24 protein-coding genes and 1 pseudogene are annotated in these 25,077 nt (G+C 43.0%); 19 read left to right on the top strand and 6 right to left on the bottom strand.

Features of this window, described 5'->3' with window-relative positions; all coding sequences use genetic code 11:
• The 4 genes and pseudogenes from BCU12_RS18745 to BCU12_RS23540 form a co-directional block, all read left to right on the top strand.
• A pseudogene (locus tag BCU12_RS18745) lies at positions 1–137 on the top strand (SPFH/Band 7/PHB domain protein); the annotation flags it as partial.
• A 9-nt stretch (positions 138–146) separates the two neighbouring features.
• Complete coding sequence (locus BCU12_RS18740; protein WP_102405773.1) at positions 147–605, top strand: NfeD family protein; 459 nt, start codon at positions 147–149, stop codon at positions 603–605.
• 122 nt (positions 606–727) lie between these two features.
• On the top strand, positions 728–862 hold the full coding sequence (locus BCU12_RS23665; RefSeq protein ID WP_277871291.1) for a hypothetical protein: 135 nt from the start codon (positions 728–730) through the stop codon (positions 860–862).
• Positions 863–962: 100 nt separating this feature from the next.
• Positions 963–1,127, top strand: a complete 165-nt coding sequence (locus BCU12_RS23540; RefSeq protein WP_206748382.1) for a hypothetical protein — start codon at positions 963–965, stop codon at positions 1,125–1,127.
• Between the two features lie 41 nt (positions 1,128–1,168).
• Here the strand turns inward: BCU12_RS23540 and BCU12_RS18735 are convergent, their stop codons facing one another.
• The 4 genes from BCU12_RS18735 to zipA form a co-directional block, all read right to left on the bottom strand.
• Positions 1,169–1,930 (bottom strand): DUF2057 domain-containing protein, encoded by a 762-nt coding sequence (locus BCU12_RS18735; RefSeq protein ID WP_102405772.1) that lies wholly within the window; start codon positions 1,928–1,930, stop codon positions 1,169–1,171.
• Positions 1,931–2,012: 82 nt separating this feature from the next.
• Complete coding sequence (locus BCU12_RS18730; RefSeq protein ID WP_102405771.1) at positions 2,013–3,104, bottom strand: porin; 1,092 nt, start codon at positions 3,102–3,104, stop codon at positions 2,013–2,015.
• Positions 3,105–3,619: 515 nt separating this feature from the next.
• Positions 3,620–5,635 (bottom strand): NAD-dependent DNA ligase LigA, encoded by a 2,016-nt coding sequence (gene ligA, locus BCU12_RS18725; RefSeq protein ID WP_102405770.1) that lies wholly within the window; start codon positions 5,633–5,635, stop codon positions 3,620–3,622.
• 102 nt (positions 5,636–5,737) lie between these two features.
• Positions 5,738–6,688 (bottom strand): cell division protein ZipA, encoded by a 951-nt coding sequence (zipA, locus tag BCU12_RS18720; RefSeq protein ID WP_102405769.1) that lies wholly within the window; start codon positions 6,686–6,688, stop codon positions 5,738–5,740.
• Positions 6,689–6,913: 225 nt separating this feature from the next.
• Between zipA and cysZ the strand changes: the two genes are divergently transcribed.
• The 5 genes from cysZ to crr all read left to right on the top strand — a co-directional run bounded on the left by cysZ (position 6,914) and on the right by crr (position 11,825).
• Positions 6,914–7,660: a sulfate transporter CysZ gene (gene cysZ / locus BCU12_RS18715; protein ID WP_102405768.1), complete on the top strand. Its 747-nt coding sequence runs from the start codon at positions 6,914–6,916 to the stop codon at positions 7,658–7,660.
• A 158-nt stretch (positions 7,661–7,818) separates the two neighbouring features.
• On the top strand, positions 7,819–8,787 hold the full coding sequence (cysK, locus tag BCU12_RS18710) for a cysteine synthase A (RefSeq protein WP_102405767.1): 969 nt from the start codon (positions 7,819–7,821) through the stop codon (positions 8,785–8,787).
• A 301-nt stretch (positions 8,788–9,088) separates the two neighbouring features.
• Positions 9,089–9,346 (top strand): HPr family phosphocarrier protein, encoded by a 258-nt coding sequence (locus tag BCU12_RS18705; RefSeq protein ID WP_102405766.1) that lies wholly within the window; start codon positions 9,089–9,091, stop codon positions 9,344–9,346.
• A 139-nt stretch (positions 9,347–9,485) separates the two neighbouring features.
• Positions 9,486–11,210 (top strand): phosphoenolpyruvate-protein phosphotransferase PtsI, encoded by a 1,725-nt coding sequence (gene ptsI / locus BCU12_RS18700; RefSeq protein ID WP_102405765.1) that lies wholly within the window; start codon positions 9,486–9,488, stop codon positions 11,208–11,210.
• 105 nt (positions 11,211–11,315) lie between these two features.
• Positions 11,316–11,825 carry a PTS glucose transporter subunit IIA gene (crr, locus tag BCU12_RS18695; protein ID WP_102405764.1) on the top strand — a complete coding sequence of 170 codons (510 nt, stop codon included), beginning with the start codon at positions 11,316–11,318 and terminating at the stop codon, positions 11,823–11,825.
• A gap of 91 nt (positions 11,826–11,916) precedes the next feature.
• Here crr and BCU12_RS18690 read toward each other — a convergent pair whose 3' ends face one another.
• Positions 11,917–13,068, bottom strand: coding sequence for a 2-octaprenyl-3-methyl-6-methoxy-1,4-benzoquinol hydroxylase (locus tag BCU12_RS18690; protein WP_102405763.1), 1,152 nt, complete (start codon positions 13,066–13,068; stop codon positions 11,917–11,919).
• Between the two features lie 252 nt (positions 13,069–13,320).
• Between BCU12_RS18690 and miaB the strand changes: the two genes are divergently transcribed.
• The 5 genes from miaB (at position 13,321) to lnt (ending at position 19,064) form a co-directional block, all read left to right on the top strand.
• Complete coding sequence (gene miaB / locus BCU12_RS18685) at positions 13,321–14,745, top strand: tRNA (N6-isopentenyl adenosine(37)-C2)-methylthiotransferase MiaB (protein ID WP_102405762.1); 1,425 nt, start codon at positions 13,321–13,323, stop codon at positions 14,743–14,745.
• A 134-nt stretch (positions 14,746–14,879) separates the two neighbouring features.
• Complete coding sequence (locus BCU12_RS18680; protein ID WP_102405761.1) at positions 14,880–15,983, top strand: PhoH family protein; 1,104 nt, start codon at positions 14,880–14,882, stop codon at positions 15,981–15,983.
• Positions 15,983–16,447: an rRNA maturation RNase YbeY gene (gene ybeY, locus BCU12_RS18675; protein ID WP_102405760.1), complete on the top strand. Its 465-nt coding sequence runs from the start codon at positions 15,983–15,985 to the stop codon at positions 16,445–16,447. The genes BCU12_RS18680 and ybeY overlap by 1 nt, the downstream gene beginning before the upstream one ends.
• Positions 16,448–16,574: 127 nt before the next feature.
• Complete coding sequence (corC, locus tag BCU12_RS18670; RefSeq protein ID WP_102405759.1) at positions 16,575–17,474, top strand: CNNM family magnesium/cobalt transport protein CorC; 900 nt, start codon at positions 16,575–16,577, stop codon at positions 17,472–17,474.
• 57 nt (positions 17,475–17,531) lie between these two features.
• Complete coding sequence (lnt, locus tag BCU12_RS18665) at positions 17,532–19,064, top strand: apolipoprotein N-acyltransferase (RefSeq protein WP_102405758.1); 1,533 nt, start codon at positions 17,532–17,534, stop codon at positions 19,062–19,064.
• Positions 19,065–19,169: 105 nt separating this feature from the next.
• Here lnt and BCU12_RS18660 read toward each other — a convergent pair whose 3' ends face one another.
• Positions 19,170–19,640: a zinc ribbon-containing protein gene (locus tag BCU12_RS18660; RefSeq protein WP_102405757.1), complete on the bottom strand. Its 471-nt coding sequence runs from the start codon at positions 19,638–19,640 to the stop codon at positions 19,170–19,172.
• Positions 19,641–19,760: 120 nt separating this feature from the next.
• On the opposite strand from BCU12_RS18660, the gene leuS reads away from it, so the two are divergent.
• The 5 genes from leuS (at position 19,761) to rlmH (ending at position 25,074) form a co-directional block, all read left to right on the top strand.
• Positions 19,761–22,337: a leucine--tRNA ligase gene (gene leuS, locus BCU12_RS18655; RefSeq protein ID WP_102405756.1), complete on the top strand. Its 2,577-nt coding sequence runs from the start codon at positions 19,761–19,763 to the stop codon at positions 22,335–22,337.
• Between the two features lie 170 nt (positions 22,338–22,507).
• On the top strand, positions 22,508–23,191 hold the full coding sequence (lptE, locus tag BCU12_RS18650) for an LPS assembly lipoprotein LptE (RefSeq protein WP_102405755.1): 684 nt from the start codon (positions 22,508–22,510) through the stop codon (positions 23,189–23,191).
• An 8-nt stretch (positions 23,192–23,199) separates the two neighbouring features.
• Positions 23,200–24,225, top strand: a complete 1,026-nt coding sequence (gene holA / locus BCU12_RS18645) for a DNA polymerase III subunit delta (protein WP_102405754.1) — start codon at positions 23,200–23,202, stop codon at positions 24,223–24,225.
• Positions 24,226–24,282: 57 nt separating this feature from the next.
• Positions 24,283–24,600, top strand: a complete 318-nt coding sequence (gene rsfS / locus BCU12_RS18640; RefSeq protein ID WP_102405753.1) for a ribosome silencing factor — start codon at positions 24,283–24,285, stop codon at positions 24,598–24,600.
• 3 nt (positions 24,601–24,603) lie between these two features.
• Positions 24,604–25,074: a 23S rRNA (pseudouridine(1915)-N(3))-methyltransferase RlmH gene (gene rlmH, locus BCU12_RS18635; RefSeq protein ID WP_102405752.1), complete on the top strand. Its 471-nt coding sequence runs from the start codon at positions 24,604–24,606 to the stop codon at positions 25,072–25,074.
• Positions 25,075–25,077: the final 3 nt, after the last annotated feature.

The following is a 25,077-nucleotide window of genomic DNA, read 5'->3' as shown; positions in this document are numbered from 1 at the left end:
ATACCGAAGCCATCAGATCGATTGGTCAGGCTGAAAATGGAAAAATCATAATGCTTCCTCTTGAGGCCACTGGATTAATGGGCTCTGTGGCGGGCATTGCTGAGATGTTTAAAACAGACAGTTCAAATGACAAATAGGTGATAACTGTGTTGGAACTATTTGAATCGATCAATCACTGGCATTGGCTTGCATTCGGTCTTGCACTACTCGCGATTGAATTGCTTGGCACTGCGGGTTATTTCCTATGGTTGGGTTTATCGGCGCTGATGGTAGGTGTCATTCTTTTAGCACTACCAATGAGTTGGCAACTGCAATGGGTCTGCTTTGGCGTATTTTCATTAATCACAACCTGGCTTTGGTGGAGAAGGCAACTGACTTCAGACGCTAAGAGTGATCAAAAACGAGTATTAAACCAAAAAGAGAAACAGTTGATTGGCCAAACTATAATCGTTGAAGAAGACCTACCCAAAGGCAGTTGTAGAATTAAGCTTGGCGATACGACATGGAAAGCGGTGACATCCACGCCAATTCAGCGCAACTCTAGCGTCATCATTACAGACGTACAAGGGATTGAATTGATTATAGAAGAAGAAAAAACTAACTAAAAAGAACAAAATTAGTCTATTTTTGTGATCTTTCTCATCACTTTAACGTATCTATTTCTGTCTCAATCAGAGAAGAATGGAGAAAGATCATGAAACAGCTAATGATAGCAATGATAACATTAATGTTCACAGCTTCAGTGTTTGCAGGATATGTCGGACACAGTGAAATGGGGCCATGGGTTGAATGTAAAGTGGGTGACAAGACGGATTACGTTCCACAACATGTCTGCGCTCAAAAAGGAGGTTCTTCTAAATAAAAGCGATAGATCAGTTGTACGTATTCGATAGTCATTGTACGTAGACAGCTAAATAAAGTGACATTAGCTAGGAGAGTCATGGGGAAATGAGATGAGAATAATGAGTATAATTCTATTCACGGCAAGCTTAGCATTTGCTTCTACGGCTTTTGCTAATTCGGGAACCTCACAATCTGGCCCGTTGATAGATTGCCAGTTAGAAAGCGGGAAGGTAGAAAGAGTAACAAGTCTGATGTGTGATTTGAATGATGGTAAACGAGTATAATAGTTAAGCAGGCGTACTATACACATACGCCTGCTTCTATTTTATTCTTGCTCTAGCAGCCAAGCTAAAGTCTTTTTGCGCTCAGCAACAGTCCCTTGTGAGAACCAATAACTTGCCATTTCTATCTCTTTAGTTCCACTTACCGCTTCCAGATCTTGGGTATTGCGATTATCAAACGCCCAATCTGTAAACTGCGCCTTATCTTGAGATGACGCTTTTTCATACCAGTATTCAACCATTTGAGTCGATTTAGAATCGTTACTTGCAGGCTTAGACACTTTTTGCGTTTCACCTGTATTAGTCGCAATAGCCGCCGTTGTCGCTACGGGAAGAGTTATTGAGTTTTTAGAATTATATCGTGCAAGCTCTTTCAGATAATCTCGTGAAATACCGCTAGATGCAGGTAAAATATCCTGCTTAACCTTAACCTCTTTTCCTGATTTATCAGTCACTATAAAGCGAGGCTCTTTATTAAAATCATCAGCTTGCTCTGTGCGACTAATTTTATACCCAGTACTCACTTTTAAAGAGTCATCTTTACTATCAAAGGTTAAAACAACAGGCTGAGAATTAAACTTCTCTTTCTCACCAAGGTTTTCTACTAATTGCTCCACACGCAGAACGATTTGGCTTGGGCCATTTTCGAATACATATTGCTCTTTTTTAGTAAATGAAAAGCCAACCTCTTCACCATTCACTACTAGTGCAGAAATGTTTCTATCGATGGTTAAATCAACAGCTGCCATAGGAGCGAATGAAGTAATCATGGCACCAACAACTAACATCTTATTTATTACTTTCATTTACTTCTCCTTTAAATGAAAACGAGCACCTGTATGCAAGGTGCTCGTTAATACTACATAATAAAGTCAGCTATGTAACTGATTAGAAGTAGTATTCTGTACCAAGAAGGATACGGTTTGCCCAGTCACCTGAGTAACCATTTGCTTCAGTACGGATTTGGTAGTTACGAGAATCGATGTACCAGTATGAGCTAGGTAATAGGTAACCGAATCGAACAGAGATAGCAGTATCTGCAGTGTTGTCTGTACCTTTTGCATCATCCGTTGCCGCATAACCAGCTTTTAGAACGTACTTGCTGTCAATTACGTACTGGGCTGTTGCAGAAATAGCATTCTGAGATGCATCACCTACTTCCATCGCTTTATACGCAGCAGTAAGAGTTACGTCACCTAAGTATAATGCACCACCAACGATTGAGTAGTTACGCTTAGCAACCGTTTGTGTATTATTAGCGCCACCAGCAGTGTCCCATTTAGTCCATTCTTCTGTAACGATAACATCACCGTTATCGTTTACACCAAATTTCGTTGGCTCGTCTACACCAGCTTCATAGTCACCTTGGTTGTAGTAACCAGCGTGGATGTTAAACACACCTTTAGTGAAAGAGGCACCAACACTTGATACCATTTGCTGTGTATCTTGAGTCATGTTGCTCAATGTAGCTTGGAAGTTAAAACCATTCCAAGTTGCAGAGTCGTAACGAAGAACGCTATCTGCACGATCTTGGTAACCGCCGCCAATATCGTTATTCCAATCGAATACGTTACCAAGGCCAGGGTTTGAGTGAGGCCAATCAACGTAGTTGTATGCAGCAACAAGTTGACGACCGAATTTGAACTGTCCTACACCTTCAAAATCAAAACCAAGGTAAGTATCACGAGCACCTAAACCACCAGTGTTAGTTCCGTTGTTCGCGTTACCACCTTCCATCTGCCAGATGAAGTTTGGAGTAATATCATCAAACTCTACAACACCACGGAAACCGATACGTGATTCAAGGTCTGCACCTACTGATTTACTAGAACCAGCATCGATAAGAGTGACGTTACCTGCTGCTTGACCGTAAAATTGAACAGCTTGACCAGCCAGTTCGATAGCAGCGTTAGCAGAACCAGATACAGCAGCAAGAGAAACTGCCGCGCCTAAAAGTGTACGTTTAAACATTTTGTCCATGGAAAAAACTCCTAAAAAATGGATATATAGCTGTTTTATATTTCTCACCTTAAGTTGGCCGCCGAAGGGAGAAAACAATTCCTATGTCGAAAATCTAAATTAGTCATTAATTTTTGATTTTCTTATTTCCTGCATACACACCGTGTATCCATGAGTTACAGACTAACTTTGCATCAAAAAATATCAACGAGAACTTTATTTTTATCTAAAAAAATATGACTCAACCCAAAGTTTTATCAACTTAGTGATCAAGATCGGATAAATAAAGTGAACTATCAAGAACAAAACAAAAATACATAAAAAACAACAACTTAAATAGGCCCACCCTATGGAATAACTTGAAGTCGATCGCATTGATCCCGTAAGTTAAGAGCAATTAACAAAGAATTTGAGCCTCATCACTCTATTTAAAATGCACATATGCAGATAGATTGAAGACTATATTCAGCCCATTAAAAAAGGGTCCTTTGCATTACACAAAGAACCCTTTTAGATGACTTATCTTTTTTTAGGATCTATTTTTTCATCAATTCGACCAAATCTTGTTCAGATTGAATAGCAACGCCTAGTGCTTGTGCTTTTTCCAACTTAGAGCCAGCGGCTGCGCCCGCAAAAAGTATGTCCGTCTTTTTGGATACACTTCCAGTCACCTTGGCGCCAAGGGCTTGTAGCGCTTCCTTCGCCTCAGTTCTGCTTAGTTGAGATAATGAGCCAGTTAAGACGACAACTTTTCCATCTAGCGGTTTAGGATTGCTGCCATCAGGTTCAGAGATTTCAGGCCAGGTGATGCCTGATTCAATCAGGTCGGCTGTAATTTTTAGATTTTTCTCTTGAGAAAAAAATGTTGTGATATGGGAAGCGACTATCTCGCCAATATCATCAACTTCCAGTAATTGTTCGTGACTTGCTTCTAGAATGGCGTCTAAAGTCAAAAAGTGTTGGGCGAGATTATTGGCGGTCGCTTCACCCACTTCTCGAATACCCAATGAGTAGATGAATCGAGACAGTGTTGTGTCTTTCGCTTTGTTCAATGCATCAACAACATTTTGTGCCGATTTGGGTCCCATTCGATCTAACACGGTTAAAACGCCGGCGGAGAGCTTGAATAAGTCCGCGGGGGTTGAAACCATTTCTCGGTCAACCAACTGCTCTATTACTTTTACACCCAATCCATCGACATCAAGCGCTTTACGCGAAACGAAGTGCTTAAACGCTTCTTTTCTTTGAGCCTGACATATAAGCCCACCACTACAACGTGCTACGGCTTCACCTTCGATACGCTCAACATCAGAATGACAGACCGGGCATTGTGAAGGGAAAATGATATCTCGACAGTCGTCATTTCTTCTCTCTAGCACAACGGAGGCGATTTGTGGTATCACATCACCTGCACGACGAATAATAACGGTGTCGCCAATCTTCACACCTAAACGTTCAATTTCATCCGCGTTGTGCAAAGTCGCATTACTAACGGTGACGCCACCAACAAAAACAGGTTCAAGTTTAGCGACCGGAGTCACCGCCCCCGTTCGCCCTACTTGAAATTCAACATCATTGAGTATGGTCAACTCTTCTTGAGCTGGAAATTTATAGGCTATTGCCCATCTAGGAGCCCGAGCAACAAAACCCAGAGATTCCTGTTTAGCGATGTCATCAACCTTAATAACAACGCCGTCAATTTCGTACTCTAAATCATCTCGATTTTCTAAGATCTCTTTGTAATACACTTTAACGTCATCTAAATTATCGACTTGCTTGGTTGCTGCACACATTGGCAGTCCCCAACTTTTGAGCTGAAGAAAGCGGTGATAATGACTATCAGACAGTTCTCCCCCTTCGACAATACCAACACTGTAGGCGTAAAAACTAAGAGGACGCATTGCGGCAATTTTTGAGTCAAGCTGACGAAGGCTGCCAGCCGCAGCATTTCTTGGGTTTACAAAAACCTTGTCGCCCTTTTTCAACGCTTCCTTATTAATGCGTTCAAAGCCCGCTTTAGGCATGAAAACTTCACCACGAACTTCAATGCGAGTAGGCCACCCTTCACCTTGCAACTTAAGTGGAATTGCCTTAATCGTTCGTGCATTTCCAGTAACATTCTCCCCTGTCGCGCCGTCTCCCCGAGTCGCGGCTTGTACAAGAATGCCATTTTCATACAGTAAGCTTATTGCTAGGCCATCGAGCTTGGGTTCACAGCAATATTTCTCAACCTTTTCCACAGCCAATCGATCATTCGCGCGCTTTTGAAAAGCATCAAGGTCAGAATCATCAAACGCGTTATCTAGAGATAACATTGCCATCTCATGAGTGACTTGGTTGAAACTATCAAGTGGAGTCCCACCTACTCTTTGACTGGGTGAATCAACCGTGACTAGCTCAGGGTGATCACTTTCTAATTCGAGTAATTCTTTCATTAAACGATCATATTCCGCGTCTGGAACTTCAGGCGCATCCTCTACATAGTATTTTACGGAATGATAATGAAGTGTATTTCTAAGCTGGGATAATTTGTCATGGATTAAGTCAGACATAATATTCTCTAATACTGGTGATTAAACGTTGTCATCGCGGCAACAAAAAAGGCCCCCGCTTAGGAGCCTCTATCATTTTTAGCATATCTGTTTATTTTAACACTATGCAGGCATTGCTGTTTTAAATTCTTGTATCTGACGACGATAAGCAGACAGTCTATCTGGCGTCATCAAATTACGACTGTCATCAAGAACATTGCCCCCTAGGTCATCAGCAATTTGCTGAGCCGTCCTAAGCATAAGATTGAAATTTTGCTCAGCGTCTCCAAAACACGGTAGAGTCATAAAGAAAGAAATGCCTTTAGTCGTAAAGTCAGCAGGGTCTGTATGCTGTAACTTACCTGGCTGCATCATATTCGCGACGCTAAATAGAACTTTACTATTTGAACTCGAGTCAACGTGGTAATGGAAGATATCCATTTCACCATACGTCAATTCATTTTTCTCCATACTCTGGAAGAGCTTAGTACCAACAAAAGGCACTTCCCCTGCACAATGGACATTAAGTACGATCACTTCCATTTCAGGCTCTGCGTTATTATCTGTTACTTGAGTCGTATCAGTTGCCTGAACCGCTTCAGCCGCTTGAGGAACTTCCGTTTTTAGCGTAACAACTTCTTCTGTCTTTGCCTCAAATTCGAATTCTGCTGGAACAGTTTGAGATATTTCATTCGTATCAGATTCCTTATCACTATCAATGGCGGAGAAAGAAGGAAGTTCGTCCGTTATTGACTCTGCGGCATCAACCTCTAGGTCGGAATCATAACTGTCAATTAATGGGTCAGAGTCTATGAGAGGATCAACATCGAGTTCATGTCGCTCCTGCGCATCGGGTGTGCGGCGAGTCTTACGCACGATTTCAAAATCATCTTCCGGAGCAAAACCACGTTCAGGCGTGGCTTCCTCATCCGTTTTTTCTGCATTCAATTTTCCAAGCGGTTTATCACCAAATTTGGTTTTCCCTTCCTTTTTACTTGTCCATAAACCATGAAACAGTAACGCTGCTATTGCTAGAGCGCCGACAACGATAAGGACGAATCGCAATTCCTGCATACTTAAACTCTCAATTACTTGATGATAAATTCATTGAACGATCGATGTGATTATCTCTCGCATCAAGGAAAACTCTTTGAATACTTGCGTTACTCTATCAAAACTCTCTACCAATTTAGAACAAATTAATGCAATAAGTTCTACCTGTATTAGACTTTCACTCTCTTTTCTTATTGAAAAAGTTAAGTAAAATATAGCCTACAACTTAAAGAAGGTAATTTTAGAATGGATTCTCACACAGGCTCTCGCTCAGGTTTCGGCTATTTTCTCTACGGTATTACACTTGCCTTGACCCCCGGCATTCGGAAATTTGTACTGTTACCTTTACTTGCAAATATAATTCTCGTCGGCGGTGCCCTATTTTATCTGTTCTCTAATATGGACTCATGGATTACACAATGGATGGGAAGACTCCCTGAATTTCTATCGTGGCTAAGTTACCTGCTTTGGCCTTTAATAGTGATGACTATTTTAGCCACATTTTCCTATTTTTTTAGCACCTTAGCGAATTTCATAGCGGCCCCTTTTAACGGACTACTTGCAGAGAAGGTCGAAGAGCACCTAATTGGCAACCCAATCAATGACGAAGGTATCCTCTCTTTGGTCAAAGATCTGCCACGAATCTTCGCTCGCGAATGGCGAAAACTGCTCTATATCGCTCCAAAAGCCCTAGGCCTGTTCATACTGCTTCTTATTCCTGCATTAGGACAAACCGTGGGGCCTTTTCTATGGTTTGTATTCACTGCGTGGATGCTCTCCGTTCAGTATTGCGATTACCCATTCGACAACCATAAGGTTGATTTCAACCAAATGCGTAACAATCTGAAACAAAATCAAACCAAGACATACAGTTTCGGCGCATTAGTCAGTATTTTCACGACTATCCCAATATTGAATCTTATCGTAATGCCAATTGCAGTGTGCGGTGCTACAGCCATGTGGGTTTCAGAATATAAACAGCAAAATCAATAGCCTTCTTTCGCGCAGGGTAAATCCTCTTTTTAACCTGCGCGCTGACCAATAACCTCGCTTGCTTCTATATGTTATAACTTTTTAATCCTTTTCCGTTTTTTGCTTAGCGCATATTCTTCTTATCGTATTCACACAACGTGTAATGAAGGAACATCGACATGAGCAAGATCTACGAAGACAATTCACAAACTATTGGTAACACTCCACTTGTCCGCTTGAACAAAGTAAGTAACGGTAAAGTACTTGCAAAAGTTGAAGCTCGTAACCCAAGTTTCAGCGTTAAGTGCCGAATCGGTGCGAACATGATTTGGGAAGCAGAGAAAGCAGGCACACTTAAAGAAGGTGTTGAGCTTGTTGAACCAACAAGTGGTAATACTGGTATTGCGTTGGCATTTGTAGCTGCAGCTCGTGGATACAAACTCACACTGACAATGCCAGAATCGATGAGCCTTGAGCGTCGTAAACTTCTTAAGGCTCTTGGCGCTAAGTTAGAGCTGACTGAAGCTGCGAAAGGCATGAAAGGCGCGATTGCGAAAGCAGAAGAAATCGTTGCGGGTAACCCAGACAAGTATCTTCTTCTTCAACAGTTCAATAACCCAGCCAACCCACAAATCCATGAAAAAACAACTGGACCTGAAATTTGGGATGCGACCGATGGTGAAATTGACGTATTCGTCGCTGGCGTAGGTACTGGCGGTACTATCACTGGTACTAGCCGTTACATTAAAGGCGAGAAAGGCAAAGCGATCACTTCTGTTGCGGTAGAGCCAGCAGAATCTCCAGTGATTGCACAAGTACTAGCGGGTGAAGAAGTTAAGCCAGCACCTCACAAAATTCAAGGTATTGGCGCAGGCTTTATCCCAGAAAACCTAGATTTAGAAATTTTAGACCGTGTTGAAGCTGTGACTTCTGAAGAAGCGATTGAAATGGCGCAACGTCTAATGGAAGAGGAAGGCATCCTTGCGGGAATCTCTTCTGGTGCAGCGGTTGTTGCAGCTAACAGACTCGCTGAACTCCCTGAATTTGCTGGTAAAACTATTGTTACTGTCCTACCAAGCTCAGGTGAACGTTACCTAAGTACTGCCCTATTTGCAGGTATCTTTGGAGAGAAAGAGAACCAGCAGTAATACGTAGTCAAATCAATTTTTAAGATGAAAAAGCCCCTTTTAGGGGCTTTTTTTGTTGATCCCTGCCGCACCTTTGGTACTATCAAGTCTGTTTTATTTTTAGCTTCAAAATAAAGAAGCAATAAACAAATTTGATCAATAGTGATTACCAACACAGATTGGAATCGCGATTGTAGAACTATAATCTAGTATCAATTCTGACACGGAAACGACGTTACTCAGGTAGCAGAAATCTGTTTAAAGGGTTAAGCTAAAACTAGGTTACTAAACTAACAAAAAATAAATCAATTGGGGTAATAACATGTACGAGAAGCAAGTAGAAATCACTGCAGAAAACGGCCTTCACACTCGTCCGGCTGCACAGTTTGTTAAAGAAGCTAAAGGCTTTGATGCAGATATCACTGTGACTTCTAACGGCAAAAGCGCTAGCGCAAAAAGCCTATTCAAGCTACAAACTCTTGGCCTAGTTAAAGGTACAAAAGTAACGATTTCAGCTGAAGGCCCTCAAGCTCAAAAAGCTGTTGACCACCTAGTTGCACTAATGGACCAGCTGCACTAATTCCGGTCTTCTATTCTTAAAGCCATTTTGTGAAAGCAAAATGGCTTTATTGGAAATAGAGCATGATACGAGCTACAACTTATCGTTAGCACTTTAGTTAAACTCTCCCTTTTTCAGTTGACCAATTTAAGGTAAGGCTATGATTTCAGGCATCCTAGCATCTCCAGGTATTGCTTTTGGTAAAGCACTACTTCTTCAAGAAGATGAAATTGTCCTAAACACTCACACGATTTCAGACGATCAAATCGACGCTCAAGTTCAATGTTTCTTTGACGCGCGTAACAAATCTTCAGCTCAGTTAGAAACCATCAAGCAAAAAGCGCTTGAGACATTCGGTGAAGAGAAAGAAGCGATCTTTGAAGGTCACATTATGCTTCTTGAAGATGAAGAGCTAGAGGAAGAAATCCTAGCACTCATCAAGAAAGACAAAATGCACGCAGATAACGCTATTCACACCGTTATCGAAGAGCAAGCGTGTGCACTAGAATCTCTAGATGATGAATACTTAAAAGAGCGTGCAACAGATATCCGCGATATCGGTACACGTTTTGTTAAAAACGCACTAGGCATCAACATCGTTTCACTGAGTGACATCGATGAACAAGTTATCCTAGTCGCATACGACCTAACGCCATCAGAAACCGCGCAAATTAACCTAGATTACGTTCTTGGTTTTGCTTGTGATATCGGCGGTCGTACTTCTCATACTTCAATCATGGCTCGCTCACTTGAGCTTCCAGCTATCGTTGGCACTAACGATATTACGAAGAAAGTGAAGAATGGCGACATGCTTGTACTAGACGCGATGAATAACCAAATCATCATCAACCCTTCCGACGCAGAATTAGAAGCCGCTAAGCAAATCAAAGCTGATTTCGAAGCTGAAGCGGCTGAACTAGCAAAACTTAAAGATTTACACGCAGAAACTCTAGACGGACACCGTGTAGAAGTGTGTGGCAACATCGGTACGGTAAAAGACTGTGATGGTATTTTACGTAACGGTGGTGAAGGTGTAGGTCTGTACCGTACTGAGTTCCTATTTATGGACCGTACAGCGCTTCCTACCGAAGAAGAGCAATACGTGGCTTACAAAGAAGTCGCAGAAGCAATGGAAGGCGAGTCAGTGATCATCCGTACTATGGATATCGGTGGCGATAAAGATCTTCCATACATGGATCTTCCACAAGAGATGAACCCTTTCCTAGGCTGGCGTGCTGTACGTATCAGCTTGGATCGTCGTGAAATCCTACGTGACCAGTTACGCGGTATTCTACGTGCATCAGCACACGGAAAACTTCGTATCATGTTCCCAATGATCATCTCAGTTGAAGAGATTCGTGAGCTTAAGAAAGCAATCGAAGAGTACAAAGTTGAGCTTCGTGCTGAAGGTTTGGCATTCGATGAAGATATCGAAATCGGTGTAATGGTTGAAACACCAGCAGCTGCCGCTATCGCACACCACCTAGCTAAAGAAGTGTCATTCTTCTCTATCGGTACTAACGATTTAACTCAGTACACTCTAGCAGTTGACCGTGGTAACGAGATGATTTCTCATCTATACAACCCACTATCTCCAGCGGTTCTACTTGTTATCAAACAAGTCATCGATGCTTCTCATAAAGAAGGCAAATGGACTGGTATGTGTGGTGAGCTTGCTGGTGACGAGCGCGCAACTCTACTTCTACTAGGTATGGGGCTAGATGAGTTCTCAATGAGCGGCATCTCTATTCCTAAAGTGAAGAAGGTTATCCGTAACTCTAACTATGCTGAAGTGAAAGCAATGGCAGACGAAGCTCTGTCTCTTCCAACTGCAGCAGAAATTGAAGCGTGCGTAGAAAAGTTTATTGCAGAAAAAACTCAATAACCTGCTGATGCCAACTAGATAGACGACTAAAAGTAGTCGTCTATTCATTATGATTGGTATACTATATTTCGACAGAATAAAACTAAACGTTAGGAGCATGACACAATGGGTCTGTTTGATAAACTTAAGAAGCTTGTATCTGATGACAGCGCTGATGCTGGTGCAATCGAAATTATCGCACCACTTTCAGGTGAAATCGTAAATATTGAAGATGTGCCAGATGTCGTTTTCGCAGAGAAAATTGTTGGCGATGGTATTGCGATCAAGCCAGCTGGCGACAAAATGGTAGCTCCTGTAAACGGTACTATCGGTAAGATTTTCGAAACGAACCACGCATTCTCAATTGAGTCTGACGACGGTGTTGAGCTATTTGTTCACTTCGGTATCGATACTGTTGAGCTAAAAGGCGAAGGCTTCAAGCGCATCGCTGAAGAAGGTCAATCAGTTAAAGCTGGTGACACGGTCATCGAATTTGATCTTGCTCTTCTAGAAGAAAAAGCAAAATCAACGCTAACACCTGTTGTTATCTCTAACATGGACGAAATCAAAGAGCTGAACAAGCTTTCTGGTTCGGTTACTGTTGGCGAATCTGCGGTTCTACGTGTAACTAAATAATCGATTCTTAATGGAACGATGAACAGTTAGATGAAAAACGCTGCCCTTGAGCAGCGTTTTTGTTTTTCATTAACCAATAATCCTAACTCTATTATTTCAGTCCGACCGCGTACTTCAATACTTCGTCTTTCAACCTTCCAGAATTATCCGCTATCTTTAACACGCCATTACGAACAAACTTAATGAGCGGGTTCGAAGAGCGAAAGCCCTTGTAGAAAACATCCATCCCTGTTTGCATCACCAAATTATCTTGTCGGCGAGTTGATTCGTAGCGAGACAAATTTTCAAGATTAAGCTCTTTTCCATCCGTCTCATCGAGCAAAGAAACAACATCTTTAAACCCAAGGTTAACGCCCTGCCCCGCCAATGGATTAATAGTGTGAGCAGCATCGCCTAGCAATACACAACGATTCTTCACGTACTGTTGGGCATGTCGTCTCGTCAATGGAAAAGCCCCTTTATCAGTGACCGTAATATCTCCTAGTTCCTGTGGGAAATGGGTTAGGATTTCTTTTCTAAGTGCACCTTCATCCATTGCTTGTAGCTGTCGAATTCGCTTTGGTGTGTCATACCACACCAATGAAGCGTGATGTCCGCCTAAGGGCAAGAACGAGCGAGGGCCTGATGGAAAAAATTGTTGCCAAGTAATATCTTGCTGATCTTTTTCAGTCTCGACATTGATTAACATACAATGTTGACGGTAATCCCACGCAGTAATACCAATACCCGCGAACTGTCGCACTTGGGAGTTCGCACCATCAGCACCAATAACCCAACTCGCTTCTATCGTTTCCCCTGATTGAAGTGTAATTTGATTCGTTGAACCAAGCGCCATCGTTTCTACTTTTTCTGGGCAACGCAGTTCCAAGTTCGAATACTGATCAAACTCTTGCCAAAGCCCCAATTGAATAAGCCTATTTTCCACGATGTAACCCAATTCATTTAAGCCTAATGAATCTGAATGAAATCGAGTTCGACATTCCGGGTGCTCCCAAGTTTCTAATCGGCGATACGGACACACCCGCATCGACACCGTATGTTTCCAGCCCCCTAAACGCTCCAATAGTGAGACTGACGCATGAGAGATTGCAGAAACACGAATATCGCGAGGCTGACCTTCGTCATAGTGAACAGGTTGCTTGTTTTCGATTACCACTACCGTCCTGCCTTGCTTCGCGAACCCAATGGCAATGGCTGCGCCAACCATTCCACCACCAACTACTGCAATCTCATACTTTTTCATTGTTATTAACCAAGGCCATATTCTGAAAATTTATTGTACGTTTTCATGACGATAATGGAACCCCACAAGCAACACATCATTTGAGATATTTATTGCCCAATTTACAGAAGATCACGAATCTTGCTAACTACTAGCCAGCCCAGTACAATACGCGGCTTGCTGCTATAGGGTTGCAAAAATAGAAAGACTCTAAGCAGAGAAGTACTGGGCGATTTGCTCCCTTAATTTAAACTAACGATCGAGCGAACAGAAATGAGTAAGAAACTACTAATCAAAACTTGGGGTTGCCAGATGAACGAATACGATTCATCAAAAATGGCCGACCTCTTGAACGCTGCCAATGGCTACGAACTAACCGAAGATCCAGAAGAAGCAGATGTACTTCTACTCAATACCTGCTCTATTCGCGAAAAAGCGCAAGAGAAAGTATTCCACCAACTTGGTCGTTGGAAAACACTAAAAGATAAGAAAGAAGGCGTTGTGATTGGCGTGGGTGGCTGTGTAGCGACCCAAGAAGGGGACCATATTCGTCAGCGTGCACCATTTGTCGATGTCATTTTTGGCCCACAAACTCTGCACCGTTTACCACAAATGATTCAGTCTTCACTCTCTGACGATGCACCAGTCATGGACATTTCTTTCCCAGAGATTGAAAAATTCGATAACCTTCCAGAGCCAAAAGCTGAAGGTGCAACGGCATTCGTTTCAATCATGGAAGGTTGCTCAAAATACTGCACATACTGCGTCGTTCCTTACACTCGCGGTGAAGAAGTTAGCCGCCCAATGGATGATGTACTGTTTGAAATTGCACAGTTGGCAGAACAAGGCGTACGTGAAGTTAACCTGCTTGGGCAAAACGTTAACGCTTATCGTGGGCCTATGCACGATGGTGACATCTGTTCTTTTGCTGATTTACTTCGTTTAGTCGCATCTATCGATGGTATCGACCGTATCCGTTTCACAACAAGCCATCCACTAGAGTTTGGTGATGACATCATCGCAGTGTACGAAGACACGCCTGAACTCGTGAGCTTCCTGCACCTTCCCGTTCAAAGTGGTAGCGATCGTATTCTTACGATGATGAAGCGTCCTCATACCGCGATTGAATACAAATCTATCATTCGTAAATTACGTAAAGCACGACCTGATATTCAGATCAGCTCTGATTTCATCGTGGCATTCCCAGGCGAAACCGATAAAGACTTCCAAGATACAATGAAGCTTATCAAAGCTGTAGACTTTGACATGAGCTTTAGCTTTATCTTCTCCGCGCGCCCAGGCACTCCAGCCGCTGATTACCCTTGTGACTTGCCAGAGCAGACAAAGAAAGAACGTCTATACGAACTGCAGCAAACCGTTAATGCTCAAGCAATGCGTTACTCTCGTTTAATGCTTGGGACAGAACAGCGTGTACTCGTTGAAGGTCCATCTAAAAAGAATCTAATGGAGCTGCGCGGCCGAACTGAAAACAGCCGTGTCGTCAACTTCGAAGGCTCTGCGGATCTTATCGGTCAATTTGTCGATGTAAAAATTGTCGATGTATTTGCAAACTCTTTGCGCGGTGAGCTTGTTCGCACAGAAAAAGACATGGATCTTCGCTCTGTTATCTCACCAACCCAAATGATGGCTCAAACCAAACGTGAAGATGAGCTTGGTGTCGCAACATTTACGCCATAGAGTTTGGATTTAAAGTTCCAACATAAAGCTTGAAATTCTCTCATTCAATGACCATCTTAGAGTTAGGGAATTCGTCAAATAAAAGCCCGGTTTCAATCGGGCTTTTTGCTATTGGCACACTATGAGAGGCTACTTTGAGCACAAAAATTGTCACGTTAGAAATAAATTTAGAACCTTCAGATAACCGTCGCCTCGCCAGTTTGTGCGGCCCTTTCGATGATAATATCAAACACCTTGAGCGCCGTTTAGGCGTCGAGATTAATCACCGGAATAACTTTTTTACGATTGTCGGTAAGCCTCATACCGCTGCGGCGGCTTTAGACATTCTAAAAACCCTCTACGTGAATACCGCGCCCGTTCGAGGCAATATCCCCGATATCGAACCAGAACAGGTTCACCTCAATGTGAAGGAGTCAGGGGTTCTAGAACAGCCTGAAGAAACCACATTAGAGCACGGTAAAGAAGTCTTCATTAAAACCAAAAAAGGCGTCATTAAGCCAAGAACACCGAATCAAGGTCAATACCTTGTCAATATGGTGACTCACGATATCAGCTTTGGTATTGGTCCAGCGGGTACTGGTAAAACCTATTTAGCTGTCGCTGCGGCGGTAGACGCGCTTGAACGACAAGAGATTCGTCGAATCCTTCTTACTCGACCAGCGGTTGAAGCAGGGGAGAAACTTGGTTTTCTACCGGGCGATTTAAGCCAAAAAGTAGACCCTTATTTACGCCCTCTCTATGATGCTCTTTTTGAAATGCTTGGCTTTGAAAAAGTCGAAAAATTGATTGAACGTAACGTCATCGAGGTAGCACCACTGGCTTATATGCGTGGGCGAACTCTCAATGACGCGTTTATCATTCTCGATGAGAGCCAGAATACGACAGTTGAACAGATGAAAATGTTCCTGACACGTATTGGCTTCAACTCTCGAGCGGTCATTACCGGAGATGTCACACAGATCGATTTACCTCGCGGTGCTCGTTCTGGTCTTCGCCACGCGATTGAAGTTCTCAGCGATGTAGAAGAGATCAGCTTCAATTTCTTCCTTTCTGATGATGTGGTACGTCACCCTGTTGTTGCTCGCATTGTGAATGCCTATGAGAAATGGGAAATGCAAGATCAGAAAGAACGTAAAGAATACGAAAAGCGTCGACGTGAAGAACGTGAAGCTCATTTAGTCGAGCAAGCGCAAACTTCAACGCAAGCAACACCACCGGTTAAAGAGCAAAATCAATAATGGCAATTGAACTGGATCTCCAACTCGCGGTTGAGAATGAAATAGGCCTACCATCCGAGCCCGATATTCATCTCTGGTTAAGCAAAGCCGTGACAAACTTCCAAGCAAATGCTGAAGTCACCATTCGAATTGTAGATATTGAAGAAAGCCATCAACTGAACCTTCAGTACAGAGGAAAAGATAAGCCAACTAATGTGCTCTCTTTTCCATTTGAAGCACCCCCAGGCGTTGAACTTGACCTACTTGGCGACTTAATTATTTGTCGTCAAGTTGTTGAGCAAGAAGCAAAAGAACAAGAGAAACCTCTTATGGCGCACTGGGCGCATATGGTTGTACATGGCAGCTTGCATCTGCTAGGTTATGATCATATTGAGGATGATGAAGCTGAAGAGATGGAATCTTTAGAAACTGAATTCCTGATGTCTATGGGCTTTCAAGACCCTTATATAGACGAAAAACTTTAGTTGATAAGCTTTACTTCGCGAGAATAGCGGAGTAAAAATGACCAATAGACCGTGCCTTTGATTTCTATTTTTTAAAGGTGCTATGTGCGCTATCACACATTTGATAGTTTTTTAGATATGAGAAGCAATGAACGACGAGAATCCTCCCCCTTCGCCGGAAGGTAAAAAAGAAAAGGCTGAAGGTCCGAGTAGAAAGTCCTTATTAGGACGCCTTGGACAACTCTTTCAAACTGAACCTAAAGATCGTCAAGAGCTGGTAGACGTCATCAGAGATTCGGAAGAGAATGATTTAATCGACCATGATACCCGAGATATGCTTGAAGGTGTCATGGAGATATCAGAGATGCGAATTCGTGACATCATGATCCCTCGCTCTCAAATAGTCACCGTTGAAAGAAGTGATGATCTTGATGCACTTATTTCTCTCATCACTGACGCGCAGCACTCACGCTACCCAGTCATTAGCGAAGACAAAGACCATGTAGAAGGTATCTTACTCGCTAAAGACTTACTAAAATACCTAGGCTCAGGCAGTGCTCCTTTCACCATTGAACAGGTTATCCGCCCCGCTGTTGTGGTGCCAGAAAGCAAACGCGTTGATCGTCTTCTCAAAGAATTCAGAGAAGAGCGTTATCATATGGCCATTGTCGTTGATGAATTCGGCGGTGTTTCGGGTTTGGTGACCATCGAAGACATTCTCGAAGAGATTGTTGGCGAGATCGAAGACGAATTTGATGACGAAGAAGAAATCGACATTCGCAAACTAAGCAAACATACATTTGCAGTCAAAGCTCTTACGACAATTGAAGAGTTCAATGACACATTCAAAACAAACTTCAGCGACGATGAAGTAGACACGGTTGGCGGTCTTGTGATGAGTGCTCTGGGTCATCTGCCCTCTCGCGGAGAGGTTGTAGAGATCAACCAATATGTGTTTAAAGTTGCTGCTGCAGATAACCGCCGGGTATTGCAATTGCAAGTAACAATACCAGATGAAGAACCACTTCCTGAACCACTAGAAGAGTAAAGGGATTGTTGTAATTACTTTACTTCATCGAGATAAGCTTTTTCGAGAAAAATATAGATGACAAATAATATTGCTCATCGCCTAATACGGCCTCTAGGGGCCGTTTTTATTGGCGCCTTAACGACACTTTCTTTCGCTCCTTTTTCAATATGGCCCATAGCCATTATTAGCCCTCTAGTCTTATTTTTGCTCCTTCAAGGACAGTCCGCCAAACAAGGTTTTTTTATCGGCTACGCATGGGGAATCGGCCTATTTGCAACCGGTATAAGTTGGGTACATATCAGTATCGATGTTTTTGGTGGCATGCCCAAAATAGCGGGCATTTTCCTAATGGCATTGCTGGTGGGCTACCTTGCTTTGTACAGTGGGCTTTTTGCTTGGTCTTTAAATCGATTCTTCCCAACTCTGAGCCGACATCGTTTTTTTCTCGCAGCACCCGCTTTATGGCTCATCACAGACTGGTTACGAGGCTGGATTATGACTGGTTTTCCTTGGCTATGGCTTGGGTACAGTCAAATAGATGCACCTCTAGCGAACTTTGCCCCTATTGGTGGCGTCGAGCTTATTACTCTGGCCATACTGCTCTGTTCTTCCTCATTGGCCTTCGCTATTTTAAAACGTTCATGGTCTATTCTGATCATTCCGATCGTCATCTTAATTTCGGGATTTAGCCTTAGAAACATTGACTGGGTGATACCTAACTACGATGAGACAACTAAAGTCGCTCTAATACAAGGCAATGTCGATCAATCCAGTAAATGGTTACCAAATCAACGCTGGCCAACAATCATGAAGTATGTTGAGTTCAGTAAAGAGAACTGGGATGCTGATGTCATCATTTGGCCTGAAGCGGCCATTCCTGCCTTTGAGTTTGAGATCCCATCATTTTTGCGAAACCTCGATGAGAGTGCAAAGATGAATCAAACGTCGATTATTACAGGTGTGGTAAACAAAGGTGATAACAATGACTTCTACAACAGCGTTCTAGCAATAGGAGCAACACCATACGGTGAATACAACTACGACCCCAATGAACGCTACCATAAACACCACCTGTTGCCTTTTGGTGAATTTGTTCCCTTCGAGGATATACTAAGACCGATCGCGCCATTCTTTAATTTACCAATGTCTTCTTTCAGTCGTGGTGATTTTGTACAGCCTAATATTATTGCGAATGGCAGACATATGGCTCCGGCACTTTGTTACGAGATTATCTTTAACGAACAAGTGAGAATGAATGTCACCGATGATACCGATTTTATTCTCACGCTTTCTAATGATGCTTGGTTTGGTGATTCGATTGGGCCATTGCAACACATGGAAATAGCTCGAATGCGGGCTAAAGAGCTAGGTAAACCGTTAATTCGCTCGACCAACAACGGTGTCACAGCAGTAACGGACTTCAAAGGAAATATTATTAAGCAAGTACCGCAGTTTGAAACGGCTGTGCTTAATGCCACCTTACACTCTACAGAGGGTCACACACCGTATCGCTACGTTGGTACCTGGCCTCTTTATATCTGGTCGCTAATGAGCCTTATCCTCGCCACCATCGTTTCTAATAAGCGGCGGAGTAACCAAGAAGTTTAATCCATATATTATTTTTACAAACGCAATAACAAAAGGGATCAATAGAGCTATTCTAATGATCCCTTTCGTTTTAATAATAATTCTACGTTTCAGCGAATGTTGCAGTTAAGGCTTAAGCGCTTGACGTGTGAACCCTGTGTGTCCACATTTTGTGCATGGAATAACTTTTGTTGGGTGATTGTATTGCACCTTATGACCGCACTCATCACAAATAAGCACTCCCAAGCCAATCATGTCGCCAACTTGGTACAATCCCTGATGCTCTAAGTCCTGAAACAGCTCTACCCACTCTACTTTGGTTCTATCGGTAATATCGAGAAGCCCTTGCCAAATAGAGTTTGAAATCATCAAAGAGAATGGGCTGCCTTTACTCTCTTCATAGTTATCTGCAAACTCCTTAAAATCATATTTAAGGTAAGCACTTATCAGAGAAAGTTCATCTTTCGTCATGTCATTAGCAGCACTCACAACTTTGGCTGAAGTTTCAAAGACATGATTGATTTCTTCAGGGCTACTTTTCAATGTATCAACAACTTCGTCAAACATCTCTTCATAACCAGCTTTATGTTTTGGCATAACATCCCCCTCAAGACAGATTGGCTATTGTTGTAGCAAGCTCCTTTAGGTATTCTATGTCGATCTGTAAGATTCTGTTCTAACCGAACTCACAAATTCCAAGATAACCGGATACCATCGATGCAAGAACAATATAACCCGCAAGAGATTGAACAAAAGGTTCAACAACACTGGGATAGCAACGAAACCTTCGTTGTAAGTGAAGATCCAAACAAAGAAAAATTCTACTGTCTTTCTATGTTCCCTTACCCAAGTGGCCGACTGCACATGGGTCACGTGCGTAACTACACCATCGGTGATGTGGTATCTCGTTTCCAACGTCTACAAGGCAAAAACGTAATGCAGCCAATTGGTTGGGATGCATTCGGCCTACCTGCAGAAAACGCAGCTGTAAAAAACAACACAGCGCCTGCACCATGGACTTACGAAAACATTGAGTACATGAAGAACCAGCTTAAACTTCTAGGCTTTGGTTACGACTGGAACCGTGAATTCGCAACCTGTACTCCAGAGTACTACCGTTGGGAACAAGAGTTCTTCACTAAGCTTTACGAAAAAGGCCTGGTTTACAAGAAGACCTCTTCTGTGAACTGGTGTCCAAACGACCAAACTGTATTGGCAAACGAGCAAGTAGAAGACGGTTGCTGCTGGCGTTGTGATACTCCAGTAGAGCAAAAGAAAATTCCACAGTGGTTCATTAAAATCACTGAATACGCTCAAGAGCTACTAGACGATCTAGACAACCTTGAAGGTTGGCCGGAAATGGTTAAAACCATGCAGCGTAACTGGATCGGTCGCTCTGAAGGTGTTGAGCTATCTTTCACTGTTAACGGTGAAGAAGCGCCACTAGAAGTGTACACAACACGTCCAGACACACTAATGGGTGTTTCTTACGTTGGTATCGCAGCTGGTCACCCACTTGCAGAGAAAGCATCGAAGAACAACCCTGAACTTGCAGCATTCGTTGATGAATGTCGCAACACGAAAGTGGCTGAAGCCGAATTAGCAACGATGGAAAAGAAAGGTATGGATACTGGCCTAACAGCTATCCACCCTCTTAACGGTCGTGTTGTGCCAGTTTACGTAGCAAACTTCGTTCTTATGGATTACGGCACAGGTGCGGTAATGGCGGTTCCAGCTCACGATCAACGTGACTACGAATTCGCAACTAAGTACGGCATCGATATCATTCCAGTAATCAAGCCAGAAGATGGTTCTGAGCTAGATGTATCTGAAGCAGCTTACACTGAGAAAGGCGTACTGTTCGACTCTGGCGAATTCGATGGTCTTGCTTTCCAAGAAGCATTCGACGCAATTGCTGCGAAGCTAGAAGCTGAAGGCAAAGGTAAGAAAACAGTAAACTTCCGTCTACGTGACTGGGGTGTATCTCGTCAACGTTACTGGGGCGCGCCAATCCCAATGGTAACGACTGAAGACGGTGAAGTTCACCCAGTACCAGCAGACCAACTGCCAGTCATTCTTCCTGAAAATGTAGTAATGGATGGCGTAACTAGTCCAATCAAGGCTGACAAGTCTTGGGCAGAAACAACATTCAACGGCGAACCTGCCCTACGTGAGACAGACACGTTCGATACGTTCATGGAATCTTCTTGGTACTACGCGCGTTACTGTTCACCACAAGCGGACGATATTCTAGATCCAGAAAAAGCGAACTACTGGCTACCAGTAGACCAGTACATCGGTGGTATCGAGCACGCTTGTATGCACCTGCTTTACTCTCGCTTCTTCCACAAGCTTCTACGTGATGCGGGTTACGTGACGTCTGATGAACCATACAAAAAGCTTCTATGTCAAGGCATGGTGCTGGCTGATGCGTTCTATCACGAAAACGAAAAAGGCACCAAAGAGTGGGTTGCACCGACTGACGTAACGGTTGAACGTGACGGTAAAGGTCGCATCGAAAAAGCAGTCGACGATAAAGGCCGCGAAGTTGAGCACTCAGGCATGATCAAAATGTCTAAGTCGAAAAACAACGGTATCGACCCGCAAGAGATGGTTGATAAATATGGCGCTGATACAGTACGTCTATTTATGATGTTTGCATCACCTGCTGACATGACGCTTGAGTGGCAAGAGTCTGGCGTTGAAGGTGCAAACCGCTTCCTTAAACGTGTTTGGAAATTGGTTCACGCCCACTCATCTAAGGGTGCTGCCGAGGCAGTTAATGCTTCTTCACTTTCTGGCGACCAAAAAGCACTTCGCCGTGACGTTCACAAGACAATCGCAAAAGTAACCGACGATATTGACCGTCGCCAAACGTTCAATACTGCGATCGCTGCGATCATGGAACTGATGAACAAGCTTGCGAAAGCCCCTCAAGAATCTGCACAAGATCGTGCAATCCTTGATGAAGCTCTGAAAGCAGTGGTTCGCATGCTTTACCCAATGACGCCACACATCTCTTATGAAATGTGGATGGCCCTTGGTGAATCAAACGTAGACTCAGCAACATGGCCTACGTTTGACGAGAAAGCGCTGGTTGAAGACGAGAAGACTATCGTAGTCATGATCAACGGTAAGCTACGTGCGAAACTACAAGTTCCAGCTGATATCACAGAAGAAGCAGTGAAAGAACTTGGACTTAATGATGAGAACGCGATGAAATTCTTAGACGGCCTGACCATTCGTAAAGTGATATACGTGCCAGGTAAGCTACTTAATATCGTTGCAAACTGATCATCATATTGAAATTACGCCTTGTAGCAGCAAGCTAGGAATAATTTCACCCAAAATGTAAACAAAGCAGGGCTGTTCCATTCGCCCTGCTTACTTATCTCATGTTTTTTTTCATTCCTTTGAATAAAAATCATTAGATAAGTATTTTAATTAATGAGAGCCTCCTAAAAATGCGTCTGACTTCTAACTCATTTAAATTCGCTTGTGTTGTCTTAACTGCTAGCCTTCTTTCTGCGTGTGGATTCCAATTACGTGGCGACTATTCCGTTCCCGAAGAACTGTCAACCTTATCTCTAACCAGTTATGACCAGTACAGTACCTTCACCCGCGTCGTAAAAAATCAATTGCGCCTCAATGATGTTGAGGTTGTTATCCCAAGTGAAGATGTCGCAAATATTCATTTGCTTGGTGAAGGTGTAGGTGAACGTACTCTTTCTTTGTATCAAAACACTCGTGCAGCAGAAAAAGAGCTAACATTTCGCGCATCATATCGAGTTACCATACCTGATCTTGGTGCTAAAACTTTTAGTACAAGCGTAACTCGGAGCTACCTAGACAACCCATTAACTGCACTAGCGAAATCGGTTGAGCGTGACATGATCGAAGATGAAATGCGAAAGTTGGCTTCAACTCAAATTATACGCCAGATGGGTCGCTTAAGAGCTGACATTGAACTCCATGAACGATGCCTTGAAGAACAATTTGTTCCAAACAGTAAAGTGTATGAAGAAGAGTGTTTGAATGAGACGTTTAGCCTACAACTGCAAAATCTAGATGATGCGGAGATTAAAATTGAGACTGAGGAAACAGCTTTTGACTTCGATACAGATGTTGAGAGCAATACCGAAAAATAGGTTAAACCATGCGCATCTACGCCGATAAATTAGCCGAACAACTCAATAGACAGTCTCATAACATCTATCTACTGTTTGGTAATGAACCATTGCTCGTTCAAGAGTCCTATCAAGCGATTCGTAATAAGGCTCAATCAGAGGGTTTCGATGAGCATCATAGATTTACAGTCGATAGCAGCATTGATTGGAATGACGTTTACGACTGTTGCAATGCCTTAAGTTTGTTTTCATCGAAGCAAGTCATCGAATTAGAGGTTCCGGAAGCGGGTATCAACGCGGCTCACTCAAAAGAATTGGTTGCACTCTTACCCTCTTTGCATTCTGATATTCTTCTCATTGTGGTTGGCAGTAAACTCACCAAACCCCAAGAAAATGCTAAATGGTTTAAGGCCTACAACAACCAAGGATGCTGGGTCAGTTGTTTAACACCAGACATCCAAAGACTGCCTCAATTTGTCCAATATCGATGTAACGCATTAGGCTTAATTACGGATTTAGAAGCAAGACAAATGCTTGCGCAGTGGCATGAAGGTAATCTTCTAGCATTATCTCAGAGTTTAGAAAAACTGGCCCTACTCTACCCAGATGGCCAACTGACAGTCATACGCATTGAAGAAGCTTTAAGCCGGCATAATCACTTCACAGTGTTCCACTGGGTTGATGCGCTATTAGCTGGAAAAGAAAAACGTGCTCAACGTATTCTGCGCCAACTAGAAGCTGAATCCATTGAACCTGTTATTTTGATTCGCTCGATTCAAAAAGAGCTGTTGCTTCTACTCAAACTCCAGAGTGAATTAGCCAACTCCCCAGCAGGGCAGGTTTTTGATAAATATCGAATCTGGCAGTCTAAGCGGCCACTTTACAATAGTGCACTCTCTAGGCTGACAAACAATGCGATTCAATCCCGCCTAGGGCTCTTAGCGCAATGTGAAATATTAACGAAAACTCAGTACGACATTTCAGTCTGGCCAACTATTCACCAATTAAGTTTGGAGTTATGCCAGCCTTCTATCAACTTGCCCGCCTTACATTAAAAGCGTGCTATAATTCCCGGTTGAAAAACTTCCACTTACTATTTTAAGGACGCACTTTTGCTACGCGAAGAACTGAATAACTTTCTTGCTGATAAAGCAGATGATATGAAAGCACTGAACATTAAAACAATTGATGTTCAAGGAAAGTCAAGCATCACCGACTATATGATCATCTGCACTGGCACCTCTAAAACACATGTATCCTCAATCGCAGGTCATGTTGCGAACGAAGTTAAACTGGCTGGTATCGAAACGCTAGGAATGGACGGAGAAAAGGAAGGCGAATGGGTTGTTGTTGATATGGGCTCTACAATGCTACATGTCATGCAAGAAGAGCACCGAGAGTTGTATCAACTAGAAAAACTCTGGGGCTAACTTGTGAAAATACAACTGATTGCTGTTGGGACAAAAATGCCGAAATGGGTTGAGGAGGGCTTTCAAGAGTATCGCCGTCGATTCCCGCACGATATGCCTCTCGAGTTACTTGAGATAACCGCAGGTAAACGTGGAAAAAACGCCGATATTGCTCGAATCTTACAAAAAGAAGGCGAAGCAATGCTAGCGGCAGTACCCAAAGGCAATCGGATTGTGACTCTGGATATCCCAGGAAAACGCTGGGATACAGAGCAATTATCGCAACAACTGGAAGCATGGAAGCTTGATGCACGAGATGTATCTATTCTCATTGGTGGGCCTGAAGGTTTAGCCCCTGCATGCAAAGCGGCAGCAGAACAAAGTTGGTCTTTATCTCCGCTAACGCTTCCACATCCATTGGTTCGAGTTTTAATGGCAGAGAGCCTTTATCGAGCCTGGAGCATTACTGCTAAACACCCTTATCACCGAGAATAAGCC

The organism is Vibrio sp. 10N.261.55.A7 (assembly GCF_002877365.1).
GTDB lineage: Bacteria > Pseudomonadota > Gammaproteobacteria > Enterobacterales > Vibrionaceae > Vibrio.
Note: the sequence above shows the minus strand (reverse complement) of the source record. Positions and strands in the feature narration are given on the sequence as shown.

Bases quoted from the DNA above. Each gene is read 5' to 3' on its own strand.
- BCU12_RS23665 (WP_277871291.1), top strand. From the start codon at position 728: ATGTTCACAGCTTCAGTGTTTGCAGGATATGTCGGACACAGTGAAATG.
- BCU12_RS23540 (WP_206748382.1), top strand. From the start codon at position 963: ATGAGTATAATTCTATTCACGGCAAGCTTAGCATTTGCTTCTACGGCT.
- BCU12_RS18735 (WP_102405772.1), bottom strand. From the start codon at position 1,930: ATGAAAGTAATAAATAAGATGTTAGTTGTTGGTGCCATGATTACTTCA.
- BCU12_RS18730 (WP_102405771.1), bottom strand. From the start codon at position 3,104: ATGGACAAAATGTTTAAACGTACACTTTTAGGCGCGGCAGTTTCTCTT.
- ligA (WP_102405770.1), bottom strand. From the start codon at position 5,635: ATGTCTGACTTAATCCATGACAAATTATCCCAGCTTAGAAATACACTT.
- zipA (WP_102405769.1), bottom strand. From the start codon at position 6,688: ATGCAGGAATTGCGATTCGTCCTTATCGTTGTCGGCGCTCTAGCAATA.
- cysZ (WP_102405768.1), top strand. From the start codon at position 6,914: ATGGATTCTCACACAGGCTCTCGCTCAGGTTTCGGCTATTTTCTCTAC.
- cysK (WP_102405767.1), top strand. From the start codon at position 7,819: ATGAGCAAGATCTACGAAGACAATTCACAAACTATTGGTAACACTCCA.
- BCU12_RS18705 (WP_102405766.1), top strand. From the start codon at position 9,089: ATGTACGAGAAGCAAGTAGAAATCACTGCAGAAAACGGCCTTCACACT.
- ptsI (WP_102405765.1), top strand. From the start codon at position 9,486: ATGATTTCAGGCATCCTAGCATCTCCAGGTATTGCTTTTGGTAAAGCA.
- crr (WP_102405764.1), top strand. From the start codon at position 11,316: ATGGGTCTGTTTGATAAACTTAAGAAGCTTGTATCTGATGACAGCGCT.
- BCU12_RS18690 (WP_102405763.1), bottom strand. From the start codon at position 13,068: ATGAAAAAGTATGAGATTGCAGTAGTTGGTGGTGGAATGGTTGGCGCA.
- miaB (WP_102405762.1), top strand. From the start codon at position 13,321: ATGAGTAAGAAACTACTAATCAAAACTTGGGGTTGCCAGATGAACGAA.
- ybeY (WP_102405760.1), top strand. From the start codon at position 15,983: ATGGCAATTGAACTGGATCTCCAACTCGCGGTTGAGAATGAAATAGGC.
- corC (WP_102405759.1), top strand. From the start codon at position 16,575: ATGAACGACGAGAATCCTCCCCCTTCGCCGGAAGGTAAAAAAGAAAAG.
- lnt (WP_102405758.1), top strand. From the start codon at position 17,532: ATGACAAATAATATTGCTCATCGCCTAATACGGCCTCTAGGGGCCGTT.
- BCU12_RS18660 (WP_102405757.1), bottom strand. From the start codon at position 19,640: ATGCCAAAACATAAAGCTGGTTATGAAGAGATGTTTGACGAAGTTGTT.
- leuS (WP_102405756.1), top strand. From the start codon at position 19,761: ATGCAAGAACAATATAACCCGCAAGAGATTGAACAAAAGGTTCAACAA.
- lptE (WP_102405755.1), top strand. From the start codon at position 22,508: ATGCGTCTGACTTCTAACTCATTTAAATTCGCTTGTGTTGTCTTAACT.
- holA (WP_102405754.1), top strand. From the start codon at position 23,200: ATGCGCATCTACGCCGATAAATTAGCCGAACAACTCAATAGACAGTCT.